15 protein-coding genes are annotated in these 16,213 nt (G+C 73.2%); 4 read left to right on the top strand and 11 right to left on the bottom strand.

Annotated elements, in window-relative coordinates; genetic code table 11:
- Window positions 1-8: 8 nt before the first annotated feature.
- The 8 genes from ACWGJ2_RS35830 to ACWGJ2_RS35795 form a co-directional block, all read right to left on the bottom strand.
- Entirely contained in the window at window positions 9-1,349 is a 1,341-nt protein-coding gene (locus ACWGJ2_RS35830) for a Ni/Fe hydrogenase subunit alpha (protein WP_453350543.1), read from the bottom strand.
- Entirely contained in the window at window positions 1,346-2,149 is an 804-nt protein-coding gene (locus ACWGJ2_RS35825) for an NADH-quinone oxidoreductase subunit B family protein (protein ID WP_453350542.1), read from the bottom strand. Before ACWGJ2_RS35825 ends, ACWGJ2_RS35830 begins: the two co-directional genes overlap by 4 nt.
- Before the next feature lies 1 nt (window position 2,150).
- Window positions 2,151-2,969 carry an FAD/NAD(P)-binding protein gene (locus ACWGJ2_RS35820; protein WP_453350541.1) on the bottom strand — a complete coding sequence of 273 codons (819 nt, stop codon included), beginning with the start codon at window positions 2,967-2,969 and terminating at the stop codon, window positions 2,151-2,153.
- Window positions 2,966-4,135: a 4Fe-4S dicluster domain-containing protein gene (locus ACWGJ2_RS35815; RefSeq protein ID WP_453350540.1), complete on the bottom strand. Its 1,170-nt coding sequence runs from the start codon at window positions 4,133-4,135 to the stop codon at window positions 2,966-2,968. The genes ACWGJ2_RS35820 and ACWGJ2_RS35815 overlap by 4 nt, the downstream gene beginning before the upstream one ends.
- 20 nt (window positions 4,136-4,155) lie before the next feature.
- Entirely contained in the window at window positions 4,156-4,428 is a 273-nt protein-coding gene (locus ACWGJ2_RS35810; RefSeq protein WP_453350539.1) for a hypothetical protein, read from the bottom strand.
- Window positions 4,429-4,599: 171 nt separating this feature from the next.
- Window positions 4,600-4,866: a HypC/HybG/HupF family hydrogenase formation chaperone gene (locus ACWGJ2_RS35805; RefSeq protein ID WP_453350557.1), complete on the bottom strand. Its 267-nt coding sequence runs from the start codon at window positions 4,864-4,866 to the stop codon at window positions 4,600-4,602.
- Window positions 4,867-4,871: 5 nt separating this feature from the next.
- Window positions 4,872-7,181, bottom strand: coding sequence for a carbamoyltransferase HypF (gene hypF / locus ACWGJ2_RS35800; RefSeq protein WP_453350538.1), 2,310 nt, complete (start codon window positions 7,179-7,181; stop codon window positions 4,872-4,874).
- Entirely contained in the window at window positions 7,178-7,687 is a 510-nt protein-coding gene (locus ACWGJ2_RS35795) for a hydrogenase maturation protease (protein ID WP_453350537.1), read from the bottom strand. Before ACWGJ2_RS35795 ends, hypF begins: the two co-directional genes overlap by 4 nt.
- Window positions 7,688-8,364: 677 nt before the next feature.
- Between ACWGJ2_RS35795 and ACWGJ2_RS35790 the strand changes: the two genes are divergently transcribed.
- The 3 genes from ACWGJ2_RS35790 (at window position 8,365) to ACWGJ2_RS35780 (ending at window position 10,580) form a co-directional block, all read left to right on the top strand.
- Entirely contained in the window at window positions 8,365-8,856 is a 492-nt protein-coding gene (locus ACWGJ2_RS35790) for a Gmad2 immunoglobulin-like domain-containing protein (RefSeq protein ID WP_453350536.1), read from the top strand.
- 90 nt (window positions 8,857-8,946) lie between these two features.
- A complete protein-coding gene (locus ACWGJ2_RS35785; RefSeq protein ID WP_453350535.1) occupies window positions 8,947-10,077 on the top strand; it encodes an Acg family FMN-binding oxidoreductase in 1,131 nt (376 codons plus the stop codon).
- Window positions 10,074-10,580 (top strand): flavodoxin domain-containing protein, encoded by a 507-nt coding sequence (locus ACWGJ2_RS35780; RefSeq protein WP_453350534.1) that lies wholly within the window; start codon window positions 10,074-10,076, stop codon window positions 10,578-10,580. The genes ACWGJ2_RS35785 and ACWGJ2_RS35780 overlap by 4 nt, the downstream gene beginning before the upstream one ends.
- Before the next feature lie 219 nt (window positions 10,581-10,799).
- Here ACWGJ2_RS35780 and ACWGJ2_RS35775 read toward each other — a convergent pair whose 3' ends face one another.
- The 3 genes from ACWGJ2_RS35775 to ACWGJ2_RS35765 all read right to left on the bottom strand — a co-directional run bounded on the left by ACWGJ2_RS35775 (window position 10,800) and on the right by ACWGJ2_RS35765 (window position 15,153).
- Window positions 10,800-11,183, bottom strand: a complete 384-nt coding sequence (locus ACWGJ2_RS35775) for a hypothetical protein (RefSeq protein WP_453350533.1) — start codon at window positions 11,181-11,183, stop codon at window positions 10,800-10,802.
- A gap of 295 nt (window positions 11,184-11,478) precedes the next feature.
- Complete coding sequence (ppdK, locus tag ACWGJ2_RS35770; RefSeq protein ID WP_453350532.1) at window positions 11,479-14,172, bottom strand: pyruvate, phosphate dikinase; 2,694 nt, start codon at window positions 14,170-14,172, stop codon at window positions 11,479-11,481.
- Window positions 14,173-14,244: 72 nt separating this feature from the next.
- Window positions 14,245-15,153, bottom strand: coding sequence for a universal stress protein (locus tag ACWGJ2_RS35765; RefSeq protein WP_453350531.1), 909 nt, complete (start codon window positions 15,151-15,153; stop codon window positions 14,245-14,247).
- Between the two features lie 341 nt (window positions 15,154-15,494).
- Between ACWGJ2_RS35765 and ACWGJ2_RS35760 the strand changes: the two genes are divergently transcribed.
- Window positions 15,495-16,127, top strand: coding sequence for a hypothetical protein (locus ACWGJ2_RS35760; protein WP_453350530.1), 633 nt, complete (start codon window positions 15,495-15,497; stop codon window positions 16,125-16,127).
- Window positions 16,128-16,213: the final 86 nt, after the last annotated feature.

The following is a 16,213-nucleotide window of genomic DNA, read 5'->3' as shown; positions in this document are numbered from 1 at the left end:
CCGTACGGTCACGGGGCGCGGTCGATGGACAGGTCCAGGAAGTGGGTGGAGCACGAGATGCACGGGTCGTGGTTGCGGATCGCGCGTTCGCACAGCGCGGTCAGCTCGGCGTTCGTCGGGTCACCGGCGTCGAGCGTGCGCTGGGTGACACGGCGCAGGTCCTCCTCGATGGCGCCCTGGTTCTGCGCCGTCGGCGGGACGAGGAGCGCGTCGGTGAGCGTGCCGTCCGCCGTCATCCGGTAGCGGTGGTAGAGCAGGCCGCGCGGTGCCTCCGTCGCGCCGTGCCCGGTGGCGGCGCGCGGGGGGACGTCGAGCGCGGAGTACGGTGGCGGCTCGTACTCCCCGATGATCCGCAGCGACTCGTCGATCGCGTAGATCACCTCCAGGGCGCGGACCACGATCGAGCGGAAGGGGTTGCGGCACACCGCGCCCCGGCGCGGGTCGCCCACACCCGCGTCCGCCGCGGCCTCGCACAGCTCCGGCGGCAGCCACCTGCCGCTGACCGCGAACCGCGCGAGCGCGCCCGTCAGATGGCGGCGTCCGTCCAGCCGGGAGTGCAACGCGGTGGAGTGCGGCACCTGCTCCTCGCGTACGTGCCGGGTGAAGTCCTGTACGGGGAAGTCGTAGTGGGGGAGCGCCGGATCGGCGGGCAGGACCGTGGGCGCGCCCTGCTCGATGGCGTAGGTGCCCGGTTCGGCCAGCGCGAGCAGGTCGGCGTCGCACACCGCGTCGGGGAAGTCGAACCCGGAGACCCAGCGCAGCGTCTCCCACGCGTCGTCCCGCGCAGTGCGCAGCCGCTCGGCGAGGGGCCGCAGCTCGGCCGACGTCGGCACCCGGTGGAAGCCGCCGAGCCGCACGTTGACGGGGTGCACGGCCCGCCCGCCTAGCAGATCCAGCACCGCGTTGCCCGCCTGCTTCAGGCGCAGGCCGCGTTCGACCTCGGTGCGATGGTTGCGGGCCAGCTCGATCGCCCCGTCCTGACCGAGGAAGTCCGGGGCGTGCAGCAGATAGATGTGCAGCGCCTGGCTCTCGATCCACTCGCCGCAGTACAGCAGCCTGCGCAGCTCCGCGAGCGGGCCCGTTACCTCGACGCCGCAGGCGTCCTCGATCGCCAGGCAGGCGCTCATCTGGTACGCGACGGGGCAGATGCCGCACACCCGCGCGGTGATGTCGGGCGGTTCGGTGTGCGCCCTGCCACGCAGGAACGCCTCGAAGAAGCGGGGCGGTTCGTAGATCGACAGCAGCGCGTCCGTCACCCGGCCGCCCCGCACCTTCACGTGCAGCGCCCCCTCGCCCTCGACCCGGGAGAGCCCGCCGACGTGCAGCACGCGGGAACCCTTGTGCGTCATGTCCTCCCCTCCTCGGTGTCCCGGTGGTGCTCCTCGGCGTCCCGGTGGTGCTCGGCGAAGGACCGTGCGTTGTACGTGCGCAGGAAGCGCTCCACATCCCGTTCGGCCATGCCGTCGCGGCGCAGCAGCGGGATGAGCGCGGGCAGGTTCGCGGAGCCGGACGGGCCGAAGCAGCCGTAGCAGCCGCGCCCGTAGGCCGGGCAGATCGCCCCGCACCCGGCGTGCGTCACGGGGCCCAGGCACGGGGTCCCGTGCGCGACGGTCACGCACACCGTGCCGCGCCGCTTGCACGCGAAGCACACGCTGTGGTTGGGGATGTCCGGCCTGCGCCCGGCGAGGAAGGCGGTGATGACCTCCAGGAGCTGGCCCTTGTCGATCGGGCAGCCACGCAGCTCGAAGTCCACGTCCACGTGTGCGGAGACCGGGGTGGAGGTGGCGAGGGTGTCGATGTAGTCGGGCCGGGCGTAGACGACCGAGCGGAACTCCTCAATGTCACCGAAGTCGCGCAGCGCCTGGATGCCGCCCGCCGTCGCACAGGCACCGATCGTCACCAGGTGCCGGGCGTCGGCGCGGATGCGCCGGACGCGTTCGGCGTCGGCGGCCGTGGTCACGGACCCCTCCACCAGCACCAGGTCGTATGGCCCCGGCAGGACCGCGCTGGACGCCTCCGGGAAGTGCGCGATCCGCACCTCGTCCGCCAGCGCGAGCAGCTCGTCCTCACAGTCCAGCAGGGTGAGCTGACAGCCGTCGCAGGAGGCCAGCTTGAAGACGGCGAGCGTGGGTGCGCGGTCTCGGCTCATGTCACAACTCCCTTGTCGTGAGCAGGGGTTCGGCGCGGTCCCAGCCGATGACGGGCCCGTCCCGGCACAGCAGTACGGGCCCGAGCTGGCAGTGCCCGCAGTGCCCGGTCGCGCAGCGCATGTTGCGCTCCAGCGAGACGCGGACACGTGGCGCGGGCAGCCCCGCCTCCCGCAGCTCCCGCGCCGTGGCCCGGATCATGACCTCGGGGCCGCACACGAAGGCCGTCGTACGGGACGGCTCGAACACCGCCGTGCCCAGCAGGCCGGTGACCACGCCCACGTGCCCGGTCCATCCCGCGGCCGGACGGTCGACGGTGACCTGGACGCGGGCCCCGGCCCAGGCACGGAGCTGACGCGGATACAGCAGCCCGTCCGGATCGCGCGCGCCGACCAGCACGTTCAGCCGCCCGTACGCGTCCGGGTCGGCGAGCGCCGCCTCCACCAGCGGGCGCAGCGGTGCCAGCCCAATGCCCCCGGCGACCACCAGCAGGTCCTGACCGACGGCGGTGCCCAGCTCCCATCCGGTGCCGAACGGCCCGCGCACGCCCACCACGTCACCTCGCCGTACGCGGCACAGCGCACCCGAGACGGCGCCCACGGCGCGTACGGTGTGCACCAGGCCACGGCCCGGCAGGCCCGAGACGGACACCGGGATCTCGCCGACGCCGAAGGCGTACAGCATCGCGAACTGGCCCGGCGCGAACGGCTCCAGTCCGGTGTTCACCGGCTCCAGCGCGAACGTGACGGTGTCCGGGGACTCCCGCCGCCGCCACGTCACACGGTGCGGGACGGGCGGGCCCGCGGCCTGCGGCGCCGTCATGGTTCCGTCCCGTCGCGTCCGGCGTCTCCGTCGCGCTCGTCCCGGAGCGCCCACGCCTCTTCGGTGATGTCGATGCCGACCGGGCACCACACGATGCAGCGTCCGCAGCCGACGCACCCGGAGCTTCCGAACTGGTCGTGCCAGGTGCCCAGCTTGTGGGTGAGCCACTGCCGGTAGCGGCTGCGTCCCGAGGAGCGGACGGACCCACCGTGCAGATAGGAGAAGTCCAGGTCGAAGCACGAGTCCCAGCGGTTCCAGCGCTCCGCGTGATCACCCGTCAGATCGGTGACGTCCTCGGTGGTCGTGCAGAAGCAGGTCGGGCAGACCATCGTGCAGTTGCCGCACGTCAGGCAGCGTGCGGCGACATCGTCCCAGCGCGCGGCCTCCAAGCTGTCGCCCATCAGCTCGCGCAGACCGACGGACGGCATGGTGCGGCCCATCCGCTCCCGGGCCGCCGCCACCGCGCGCCCCGCCTCCGCACGCGTGTGCGCGTCGGCGACGCGGCGGGGGAGCCGTGCCAGCACCCGCGCGCCCTCCTCGCTTCCGGCCCGGAGGAGGAAACGGTGCCCTTCGCCGTCGACGACTTCGGTCAGCGCCAGGTCGAAGCCGGACTCCACGCCGGGGCCCGAGCCCATGGAGACGCAGAAGCAGGTGGCGCCCGGCTCGGTGCACTCGACGGCTATCAGGAACGCCCCCTTCCGGCGCTTCTCGTAGCCCCCTTCCCGGTACCGGCCGCCCGCCAGCACCCGGTCCTGCACGGCGATGGCCCGCAGATCACACGGCCGCACCCCGAGGAAGGCGTACGCGGGTGTCTCGGGCGGCTCCGCGGTGATGGTCATGCCCCCGTCGGCGTCCCGGTCGGCGGTCCACTGCCGTACGCGCTGCGGATGGAGGAAGGACTTCCACGAGTTCGGGCCCGCGCTGTGCGCGAACGCGGCACCATCCGCGCGCGGGCGCAGCCGGTAGCGTCCGGCTTCCAGCTCGACGCCCCAGCCGTAGGGAAGCTGGTCACCCGACTCCAGGGGCGCCAGCACGATGGCCCCGTCGCGGACCGTCGGCCCGATCACGGTGCGGCCGTCCTCGGCCAGGACATGTATCAGTGCGTCCAGTCCGGTCTTGTCGAGCACGGCGCTCTCGTGCGGTGATGCGTACGCGTCGTCGGACACGGTGCTCCTCCAGGTCGGTGTCAGCGCAGCCCGCGCAGGCGGGGATCGCGGTGTTCGCGTGGCACGAGGCGGATGCGGGCGCCGAGCGCGACGACGCCCACGGACCTCGTCGGCACGGGGCCGCGGCCGACCGCGGCCGGTCCGGGAAGGCCGGTGGCCCTCCGGTCCGGGCCGGACAGCGGCTGCTCCGGTTCCTCCAGGCGTACGGGACCGCCGCCGCGGTGGCCGGACAGCGGCGGCGCGGAGAGTGGCGCGGTGCTCCCGTCGGCCGGCGGCGCGTGGACTTCGGGCATCGCTCTCTCCTCCCGCGAAGGAACCGTCCTCAGCATCCACCTGGGCGCAGCGGGGTCGCAGGGCTGCGTGGTGCCGAGCGGAGGGCCGGACGGCCGGTAAAACAGGGCCATAGGGTCCGGTGGCGCGTGCGCACACGGCTCCCTCGCCCAAGCGGCGCGTGGCGGACATCCTTAGCGCGCCGGGGGCAGCGGTTCGCCCAGTTCGCCTTCCACCGCGTCGGCCATGGCCCGGAGGACGTCGAGCGTGCGACGGGCCTCGTCCTCGTCGACGGTGGTGATGGCGAAGCCGACGTGGACGATCACGTACTGTCCCGGCTCCGCCTCGGGCGTGTACTCCAGGCAGACCTCGCGACGCAGGCCGCCGAAATCGACCCTGCCCAGTCTCAGTCCGTCGTCGTCCCAGGTCTCCAGGACCTGTCCGGGAATGCCCAGGCACATCGTGCTCACTCCTCCCTCGCCAGCCGTGCCGCGGCGACGGCGGCCTGGCCGTAACTGATCCCGCCGTCCCCTACGGGCACCGCGCTGCTCGTCAGCACCCGCAGCCCCGCCGTGCGCAGTTCCTCGCGCACCTGGGCGAGGAGCCGCGCGTTCTGGAAGCAGCCGCCCGCCAGGCAGACCGTCTCGGGCGCGCCCGCTTCGACGGCCGTCGTCACCAGTGCGCGGGTCACCTCGGCGAGCGTCGTGTGGAAGGCGGCGGCGAGGGTTCCCGCGGGCACGCCCGCCGTCCCGCCCTCGCACAGTGCGACAAGCGTCGGCACCGGGTCGAAGACGGTGAGCCCGTCGACGCGGTGGACGCGCCACGGCAGTGCTCCCGCACGCCGCGAGCCCGCTGCCGTCTCCAGCGCGACCGCCGCCTCGCCCTCGTACGTCACCACGTCGCACAGCCCCAGCAGGCTCGCCGCGGCGTCGAACAGCCGCCCCGCGCTGGAGGCGAGCGGACAGTGGAGACCGCGCTCGATCATCGTCCGCACCACGCGTGCCTCGCGCGGGTCGAGACGGGCGGCGAAGCGTGCGGCCAGTGCGGGCGGTGCGCCGGGCGTGCCTGATCCGTCAGGCGGCTCGGCGCCGTACAGATACCCCAGCGCCATGCGTCCGGGGTGCCGTACGGCTGCGGCACCCCCGGGCAGCGGCGCGGTCCCGAAGCGTGCCACCCGCCGGTACCCCGTCAGATCGGCGACCAGGACCTCGCCGCCCCACAGGGTGCCGTCGTCGCCGAGCCCCAGTCCGTCGTAGGCAACCCCGGTGACCGGTGTGCGCAGGCCGTGCTCGGCCGCGCAGGCCGCGATGTGCGCGTGGTGGTGCTGGACGGCGACCGGACGTACGCCCGTGAGCGAGCGGGCCCACCGCGTGGACAAGTAGTCCGGATGCAGGTCGTGGGCCACGGCACGCGGAGTGATGCCCGTGAGCCGGGTGAGGTCCGCGTAGGTCCGGGTGAAGGCGTCGAAGGTGCGGGCGTTCTCCAGGTCGCCGATGTGCGGCGAGAGGAACGCGCGCTCGCCCCGTGCCAGCGCGAAGGTGTGCTTGGACTGGGCGCCGGCCGCGACCAGGGGAAGGCCGGCGGGGCAGGGGAGGGGCAGTGGAGCCGGGGCGTAGCCGCGTGCGCGGCGCAGCGTCAGCACCTGGCGTCCCGAGGGGCGGACGACCGAGTCGTCGTAGCGGGCGAGGACCGGCCGGTCGTGGTCGAGGAAGCCGTCGGCGACATCCGCCAGCGTGGTGTGCGCGGTCTGCTCGTCGGTCACCAGCGGGTCGCCCGCGACGTTGCCGCTCGTCACCACCAGCGGCCGGTCCAGGTCGCGCAGCAGGAGGTGGTGCAGTCCGCTGGTGGGAAGGAACAGACCGATCCTGGAGGCACCCGGGCGGACTCCCGGCAGCGCGGCCCCCGTTCGCGGGGCCAGGAGGGCCACGGGCCGGGCGGCGGAGGCGAGCAGGGCGCGCTCGGCCGTGGTGGTCCGGGCCAGGGGACGTACCGCGCGCAGATCCCGCACCATCACCGCGAACGGCTTGACGGGCCGGTGCTTGCGTTTCCTCAGCGTCGCGACGGCGTCGGCGCGCGTGGCGTCGCACACCAACTGGTAGCCGCCCAGCCCTTTGAGCGCCACGATGCCGCCGCCGTCCACCACCGCCTCGGCCGCCCGCAGCGCCTCCTCGCCGGTCAGCTCGCCCCACGAGAGCCGGGGGCCGCAGCGCGGGCAGGCCAGCGGCTCGGCGTGGAACCGCCGGTCGGCCGGGTCACGGTATTCGCCTGTGCAGTCCGGGCAGAGGGGGAAGCCGCGCATCGCCGTGCGCTCGCGGTCGTACGGCAGGTCGGCGATGACGGTCGCGCGCGGGCCGCAGTCGGCGCAGTTGGTGAACGGGTAGCGGTAGCGGCGGTTTCCGGGGGTGAACAGCTCCCGTACGCAGGACGGGCAGGTGGCCGCGTCGGCCGGGATCTCCCGCGGGGCACCGCTCCCGCCGAGGGGCCCGCTGGTCCGTACGGCGAACCCGGAGCCGGGGCGGGGCACGACGGCGTCCGCGGGCCCGACGCGAACGTCCGCGACGCGGGCCAGCGGCGGCGCCTCCTGGTGGAGGCGGTCCGTGAACATGCGCACCGCTTCGGCGCTTCCCGCCACCGTCACCAGCACGCGTCCGTCCACGTTCCGCACCCAGCCGTCCAGCCCCAGCGCCGAGGCGGTCCGGTGCACGAACGGACGGAAGCCGACGCCCTGCACCGTCCCGGTCACCTCGATGCCACGGGTGACGCGTCCGCCGCTCATCGTGCGGGCCGCCCCGGTGAGCGGTGCGCGGCGATCTCGTCCTCGACGAGCAGCGCGAGCCGCTCGACGGACCGTGCGACGGGTTCGCTCAGCCCGGTCCCCATGCTGTGGTCCGTGCCTTCGACGGCGTACACGACCAGTCGGTGCGGCAACCGGTCCAGGGCACGGGCGAGTTCGACGGCGTCTCCCAGACCGAGCCCGTGTGAACTGGCCTCCGCTTCGGGAGCCGCGGTCAGCGCCGGGCCGTCAGCCGTCAGCCGGTGCACGCGTCCCGGACGGCCGGGGTGCGCGTGGGCGGCGTCCAGCACCACCGCGAGGTCCGCGCCCTCCCACAGCGCGATCAGCCGCGCGGGGTCGCCGTCGCACCACTCCAGCCGGATACCGCGCGGGAAGGGCCGCTCCGTCGCCCGTTCCGCCAGTCTGCGGACCACGGCCCAGCCCACACCGTCGTCGTGCCGGAACTCGTTCCCGACTCCGATGATCGCGATACCGGTTCGCAGGGTCATGCCTTCAGCGTCGTGGCCGCGGGGGCCGCGCGGGCGGGGCCATTGGTCCCGTCTTCCGGGACCGGTCGTCCCCGGCCGACATGTACCTGTCGGCCCATTCGGCCGCCCTCAGCCGTCGCCCTCCGGGCGGCACCGCAGCGCCTGCTCGCCGGTCACCTGCTTCGCCACCAGCCTGCCCTGCGCGTATCACGTACCGCGAGGCGACGCTACGGGGCGAACCGCCGCCCGCGGGAACGTAGGTGAGCAGCAGCGAGGTTCCGCTCAGCAGCCGGTGCAGCCGGTACCGGGGTCGACGGGGCCCGATGGAGGGCCGTACGCGGCGGATGCGCACCGGGCCGCCGCTCCTGTACGGCCGCTCCTGTGCGGTTGCGGTCACTTGGCGTCTCCCTGGCGTTCCGTCAGCCCGGAGTCAGGGCCGAACGGCGGCGGAGGCGGGCTGAAGCGCCCCTCCCGGCCGTCGCCGGTCCGCGCGACGGTGGTCGGGAGAGAGGCGGTGGGGAGGGACGCGGCGGAGAGGGACACGGAGCCTCGCCCGGTCACCGGGACCGGCGGATCGTGAACCATCCCGCGCGCTCCGGCCCGGACCGTGGACGAGCGGTCCGCCACGTCCCGCCGCGCCACGCGGACCGCCCCGTCGCCTCCGTCGAGGAAGAGGCCCCGGAAGAAGAGGTGGAGTCATGACCAACCGCATCGACCAGCCACGCGCCTTCGACCTCGTCGGTGACCCCGTTCTCATCGCGGGGACCGGCAACGGGTTCGAGGCCACGCTGAACTACCGCGTGGGAGACGGCCATGACGAGGTCACCGGTCACTTCATGGCCGGTGGCGGAGGCGGCGAGCACGGCGCCTTCCAGATCCAGGCGGACGTGAGCGGAGCGGCCTTCACCCTGGACCGGCTGTACGCGCAGGTCTTCTCGGTGAGCCCCGAGGACGGCCGGGAGCTGGACGTCGTCACCGTTCCCGTGCTCTACGCGCCGCGCATCGTTCCCGGCTACTACGGCTACCGTGAACACACCGTGGTGGCGGGCGACACCCTCTCCCGTATCGCCAAGACGCACTACGGGGACGCCACGCTCTACTCCCGCATCGTGCGCGCCAACCCCGACCGCATCACCGACCCGGACCGGATTCTTCCCGGACAGGTCCTGCGCGTCCCGATCGGCTCGTGAGCGGGTGGGGACGAAGGCCGGGTTCTCCGTCTCCGGGGACGCACGCGCCGCAGCACATCCCGCGACGAGGGGACGAGGGAGGTGTCCGCCATGGCCGACCGGCAGGGACCCGTCAGCCGCCCGGCCCACTACCTGGTGCGGGCCGCGATCACGGCACCGTCGCTGCACAACTCGCAGCCCTGGCTGTTCGTGGAGCGGGCCGACGCGCTGGAACTCCACGCGGACCCCGCGCGCAGGCTGAGGGTCACCGATCCGGGCGGACGGGAGCTCGCGGTCAGTTGCGGTGCCGCGCTGTTCAACGTGCGGATCGCCAGGCGTCACCTCGGATTCCGTCCCCTGACGCGGGTGTGCCCTGACGCCGGACGGCGCAGCCTGCTGGCGGAAGTCCGCTGGGGGCCGCACGAACGGCCGGTCGCGGACGAGAAGTTCTTCTACCAGGCGCTGAGGCGGCGGCGTACCCACCGTGGTCCCTTTCTGCCCGGTCTTCTTCCACCGGGGCTCCTGGAGGACCTGGCGGACCAGTGCCGGGCGGAGGGGACCGAACTCCTCACCGACGTCGGCACGGCGGGGAGGAGCCGGATCGCCGAGGCGGTCCGTGAAGCGGAGACGGCATGGCGGGCCGACCCACTCGCGGCCTCGGAGATCGTGAACTGGGCGCCGGTGGCCGCGGAAGGGGCAGGGGAGGGACCGGCCGGTTACCCCTGCCCCGACGGCACGGCGTTCCTCGGCCGGGACTACGCCGGCGAGTACGTCGTCCGGTCCCGCCGGGGGTACTGGCGGGAGCCGGTGCCCGGACCGGGCAAGCTGGGCGCCGTAGTCGTGCTGTCCACCCGGTGCGACGACCCGCGGGACTGGCTGCGCGCCGGACAGGCCCTCCAGCGGCTGCTGCTGGCCGCGACGGCCCGCAACGTCCAGGCCGCCTTCCACACCCAGCCGCTGGAGGTGCCGGAGTTGCGTGAACGCCTGCGCCGTACGGTGGCCATGGGGCGTCATCCGCAGCTCATCCTGCGCCTGGGCCGGGGCATCGGCTCCGCGCCCACCGCGCGCCGCTCCGTGGGGGACGTGCTCATCCGCCGGGTTCCGGAACGCTCTCCGGCGCCCGTTCACCTGCCTTCTGTCCCGCCCATCCTGTCCACGGCCGACGTGTGTGCGTACCCGGTCCGGCCCGGCGAGACGTCCAGCGAGAGGTTCAGCGGAGGGAAAGGCGGAACAGACCCATGACGATTCTTGTCGCTTACGCCACCGAGCACGGGTCGACCAGGACGGTGGCGGAACGGATCGCCGTGCGTCTGAGGAAGCGGGGCCACGTAACGGAGCTGCGCTCCTTGACGGAGGCTTCGGAGCTCGCGGACCACGAGGCGGTCGTGCTCGGCAGCGCTGTGCACACCGGCGCCTGGCTGCCCGTCGCGGCGGACTTCGTGCGCGGCCATCGCGTCGCGCTGTCCGGGCGGCCGGTGTGGATGTTCAGCGTGGGGATGACCGCGGCACTGCGCGGCCCGATGCGCCTGCTCGCGGAGCACAGTGAGCAGAAGCCGATCCTCCGGCTGCGGGAGGAGATCCGTCCCCAGGGCTACCGCCGCTTTTCCGGGGTGATCCGCCCGTCGCATCTGGACCGTACCGGACGCGTGGTGTTCCGGTTGCTCGGCGGCCGTTACGGCGATTTCCGGGACTGGCCCGGCATCGACACCTGGGCCGACGATATCGCCGGGCGGCTGACGGACTGACGAACTGACGGACTGCCGGACTGCCGGACTGACGGACTGCCGGACCGATGGCGGAGGCGGAGCCCGCCGAGGCCTGCGGCCCACCGGGAACCGGTCGACGCCCACCCGGACGACCTCGGGTTCCGCACGGAGCCGCGCACCGTGCCGACACCTCCGCCGTACGTCAGTGCCACACCCGTGGGGTGCGACGCTCGGAGAGCAACAGCCGGAGAACACCGTTCAGTAGAGCGGGGACGGCCAGGACCGTGCCAAGGCCACCACGATGCCCGCGTCGATGAGAATGCCGACCGTCAGCCAGATGTCGAACCAGACCGCCTTGAGCAGCAGGCCGCACACGACAGCGGCGAGTGCGAGTGCGGGCCAGGCCGTGTTCCCCGTCGCCACCGTGCTCCCGGCCGCGCAGAAGAGGACCGTGGTCAGCACGGCCAGTGCGCGCGCCGTCCTTCTGGCCACGGTGTCGGGTACGTGTGCGGCTGCCAGCAGCCGGGACGACGTGGGGTCGAACGGTACGCGCGTTCCCGGCTCCGGCGTCGGCGCCGTCCACACCCCCAGATGCAGCAGGCCGTGCAGCACCAGGAACATCGTGGCCAAGGCAACGTTCATGACAGCGCTCCTGACAGCAGTCCGCCGGGCTGCCGCGCGGCAGCCCGGCGGCCGTGGTGGCCGTTGCCGACCGACGGCTTCCGGCTGCGCGCCGCCAGCCGGGCGAGGGAACCGTTACTGCTTCTTGAGGTAGAGGCTCCGGCCGGCGTTGGCGCCCATCCACAGTTCGTTCTCGCCTCCGCCGAGCATCGGAGTGTTGCCGTAGGCGATCTGCGACGTGCCTGGGTTGACGAGGACGGTGACGCCCTCGACGCACCAGGTGTCTTTTTTCCGGTCCTTCCGTGCGGCGGGCCGCCTATCGGCGCTCCGCCGCGTCCACGCGGTCGGGTATCGCGGCGCGTCCCGCCTCCAGACGGGCGACGGGCACGCGGTAAGGAGAGCAGGAGACGTAGTCGAGTCCGGCACGGTGGAAGAAGTGCACCGACTCGGGGTCGCCTCCGTGCTCGCCGCAGACACCGGCCTCCAGGCCAGGACGGCGTTCCCGTCCCTCTTGGAGCGCGAGTGCCACGAGCCTGCCCACCCCTTGCTCGTCGAGGGTCTCGAAGGGCGACGAGGCGAGCACGCCGCCGTCCAGATAGGCGGGAAGGATGCCGGCCTCGGCGTCGTCGCGGGACAGGCCCCACACCGTCTGGGTGAGGTCGTTGGTGCCAAAGGAGAAGAAGTCGGCCGATTCCGCGACGCTGCCCGCCGTCAGGGCGGCGCGGGGCAGCTCGATCATGGTGCCGACCGGGCAGTGCAGCGGTGTGCCGGTGTCCTCGGAGACTTCCGCGAGGACGTGTTCGATCTCCTCCCGAGTACGCCGCAGCTCCTCGTCCACCGCCACCAGCGGCACCATGATCTCGGCGCGCGGGTCACCGCCGGATGCCAGCCGCTCGGCTATCGCCTCACCGAGTGCGCGTACCTGGGTGGCCACGAGCCCCGGCACGAGCAGTCCCAGCCGGACGCCCCGCAGGCCCAGCATGGGATTGCTCTCGTGCATGCGGTCGAGGGCCGCCAGCAGCCGGACGTCTTCCGGGGCCGGTTCCGCGCCGGTGGCCCGCGCGCTGGCCACGCGGACGGACAGTCCGGTGCGGTCCGGCAGGAATTCGTGCAGCGGAGGGTCCAGCAGCCGCACGGTGACCGGCAGGCCGTCCATCTCGGCGAGGATGCGGGTGAAGTCCTCGCGCTGGAGCGGCAGCAGGGCGGCCAGTGCCTCGCGGCGCGCGCTCTCGTCGGTGGCCAGGATCATCCGCTCGACGAGGGGCCGCCGGTCGCCGAGGAACATGTGCTCGGTGCGGCACAGTCCGATGCCCCGGGCGCCGAGACGGCGGGCACGGGCGGCGTCCTCAGGGGTGTCGGCGTTCGCACGCACCTCCAGGCGCCGCAGTGAGTCCGCGTGCCGCAGCGCGCGGTCGACGGCCGTGGCCACGCGAGTGGGCCGCTCTCCGGTGTCCAGGTGGTGCAGGACGGGGGAGTCGGTGAGCGGCAGCGCGCCGAGGTACACCGCGCCGGAGGAACCGTCGACGGAGAGCACTGTGCCCTCCTCGACGACGGTGCCGTCCGGGGCGGTGAGCCGCCGCTCCTCGACGTCGATCCGCAGGTCCTCGGCTCCGCAGACGCAGACCTTGCCCATGCCGCGGGCGACCACGGCGGCGTGACTGGTCTTTCCGCCCCTGCTGGTCAGCACCGCCCGGGCGGCGACCATGCCGGGCAGGTCCTCCGGGGTGGTCTCATGCCGTACGAGAACGACCGCTTCCCCCGAAGCGGCCCGTACCGCCGCCTCGGACGGGTCGAAGACCACCGCGCCGAAGGCCGCGCCGGGCGAGGCCGGTACACCCCGTGCCAGGGGAGCACCCGCGTCGGCGGTGTCGAAGGCGGGGAACATCAGGCGCCCCAACTGGGCGCCCGTCACCCGGCCGAGGGCTTCCGCCTCGTCGATACGGTTCTCGTCCAGCAGGTCGTAGGCGATGGTGAAGGCGGCCTCCGCGGTGCGGGCGCCGATGCGGGTCTGGAGCATCCACAGAGTGCCGCGCTCGATGGTGAACTCGATGTCGCACAGGTCCCGGTAGTGGGCTTCGAGCTGCTCGGCGCACCGCTGGAGACGCGCGTACGAGTCCGGGTCGTGCCTGCTCAGTTCGCGCAGCGGCATGGTGTTGCGGACACCCGCGACGACGTCCTCGCCCTGCGCGTCGGACAGGTAGTCACCGTAGAGGCCGGGTGCCCCGGTGGCGGGGTCGCGAGTGAAGGCGACACCGCTGCCGGAGTCGGGGCCGAAGTTGCCGAACACCATGGCCTGGACGGTGACCGCCGTTCCGAGGCTGTCGGAGATGCGCTGCCGTTTGCGGTAGAGCCGGGCGCGCTCGCCGTTCCAGGAGGTGAAGACCGCCCGGACGGCGCGGCGAAGCTGTTCGGCGGGGTCCTGCGGGAAGTCCTCCCCGGTGGCCTCGCGGATCAGCTTCTTGTAGACGCCGACGAGTCCCGCCAGGTCCTCGGCGCCGAGCTGGCTGTCGTCGCGCACTCCGCGTGCCGTTCGGAGCGAGGCCAGCGCCTCCTCGAACACGTCCGCGGCCACACCCATGACGGTGTGGCCGAACATCTGGATCAGCCGCCGGTAGGAGTCCCAGGCGAAGTGCTCCCGCCCGGACGTCTTCGCCAGGCCGCGGACGGAAGCGTCGTTGAGCCCGACGTTCAGCACCGTCTCCATCATCCCCGGCATGGAGATCTTCCCGCCCGAGCGTACGGAGAGCAGCAGCGGATCGTCCGCCCGGCCGAGCCGCCGTCCCGTCTCCTTCTCCAGGGCTTCGAGTGCCGCCGTGACCTCCTTGTGGAGGCCGTCGGGTTCGCGCCCGGTGGCCAGGTAGTGACGGCACGCCTCGGTGGTGAGGACGAAGCCGGGCGGCACGGGGAGTCCGATCCTGGTCATCTCGGCCAGGTTGGCGCCCTTTCCGCCGAGGAGGGCGGCCATATCCCGGCCACCGTCCTGGAAGGCGTACACGTACGTCGTCGGCATTGCCTGCTCCGTTTCCGGTCAGCGGTCGCCGCCACCCGGCGAGGTGCGGTGCGGCCGGGAGGCGGGGGGAGGTCAGTCGTGCGGGACGACGGCGACGGGGCACCTGGCGTGGTGCAGCACCGCCTGGGCCACCGGGCCGATACGGGCTCCGATGTGCGGGTGCCGGGTCCTGCGGCCGAGGACGGTGAGGCCCGCCGTGCCCGTCGCGTGCACGAGCCGGCGTGCGGGGCGGCCGTAGAGCACCGTCTCGGTGATGTGTACGTCGGGGAAGCTCTGGCGCCACGGCCGGAGCACCGCCGCGAGGGTTTTGGTCCGCTCCGTGTCCTCGCCCGGCGCTGTGCCGGGGGCGGTGTCGGGCGGGTAGAGGGCGGGCGGCAGGTGCCAGGCGTGGACGACGCGCAGTGTCGCGCCGTGCCGGTTCGCGGCGTCGAAGGCGAATTTGATCACCGGGTCGCAGCTCTGCCGCAGGTCCACGCCGAGCAGCACCTCCTGGACGGGCTCCTGCCGTGCTGCGTCGGCCCTGTCCACGCCGTCGGCCCTGTGCACGTCGTCCGCCCCGTTCACGCCGTCCGCCCGGACGAGAACCACGGGGCAGTGTGCCCGTGCCACCGTCGCGTGCCCGACGGAGCCCAGCAGGAAGCCCGCCGCGCCGGACAGGCCGACGGAGCCGAGCACCAGCAGCTCGGCCTGCTCCGTGACGGCGCGCAGCGCCTCGCGCGGGTTCTGTACGATCCGGTCCGCCTCCACCGTCAGGCCGGGGTGGCACGCGGAGAGCAGCGAACGGGACCGGTCGAGCATGTCCTCGGCGCGCTCCCTGGGCACGGCCAGTTCGGGTAGCGAGGACGCCTTGGTGGTCAGCGTCTCGTCGGCGTACACCAGCCACAGCGGGAGGTCACGGAGTACCGCCTCCCGTGCGGCCCACCCGGCGGCGGCGAGGCTCTCGGGCGAGCCGTCCACCCCGGCGGCAACGGATCGGGCCATGACGCACCTCGGATCTCTTGGGTCGTGGGCGCTCCGTACGGCGCGGGCCACGGACGCGGCCTGCTCCACGGACCTGTCCGTCTGTTCCACGGACCTGTCCGTGCTCCAGGCTCGTCAGCCGCTGGGGCCGTGTTCAGGGGCCGGAGGTCCCTCGTGCGGGGCTGCACGGTACCTCTCTCGGTACCCCGCGGAGCCGGTCCGGTACGACGCGGACGGCGGGCCCCGCGGCCCCGGCACACGTGCCCGCCCGACCCGCCGCTCGGTACCGCACGGCCCCAGCGCTCCGAGGGGGCCGGGGAGCAGTCTGAGGACGAACCCCCGAGCGGATGGAGATGAGGATCATGGCAGTGCACGGTTCCACGCACACACGGCACGGCTTACGGCTCAACTGGCGCAAGAACGCCTCCGCGGTCCCGCCCGCGAAGGACTCCGCTGCCGACGGTGAGGCTGTCGTGACGGTCCCGGCGGCCCGGACCCTGGCGTCGGTCCGTGTGCTGACCGGATTCGTGTTCCTCTGGGCCTTCTTCGACAAGACCTTCGGCTGGGGTTACGCAACCCCATCGGGCAAGGGCTGGATCGACGGTGGCTCACCGGCCGAGGGCTTCCTGAGCGGCGTTGCCGTGGGGCCGCTGGAGTCGACGTTCCACTCCTGGGCCGGGGACCCCTGGGCCGACTGGCTGTTCATGCTCGGGCTGCTGGGCATCGGGCTCGCGGTGACCGGCGGCATCGCCCTACGGCTCGCCGCAGTGGCCGGTACGTTGATGATGACGCTGATGTGGGCGGCGGAGTGGCCGCTCGCGCGGCACCTGTCCGACGGTTCACCGAGCATGTCGACGAACCCGCTGGTCGACTACCACGTCGTGTACGCCGCCGCGCTGATCGTCCTGGCGCTGCTGGCAGCGGGGAACACCTGGGGGCTGGGCCGGTGGTGGTCCCGTCTCCCGCTCGTCCGTGACCACCGCTGGCTGCGCTGAGCGCACGGCACACCTGACGCGTTCGCGAGGGACGAGGCAGCCGCGCCGGTCCGGAGAAGGGGGCCGGTACGGGGCGGGGGCGGGGC

This window comes from Streptomyces sp. NPDC054796, assembly GCF_053611545.1.
This window is presented reverse-complemented; position numbering and strand designations above follow the sequence as displayed.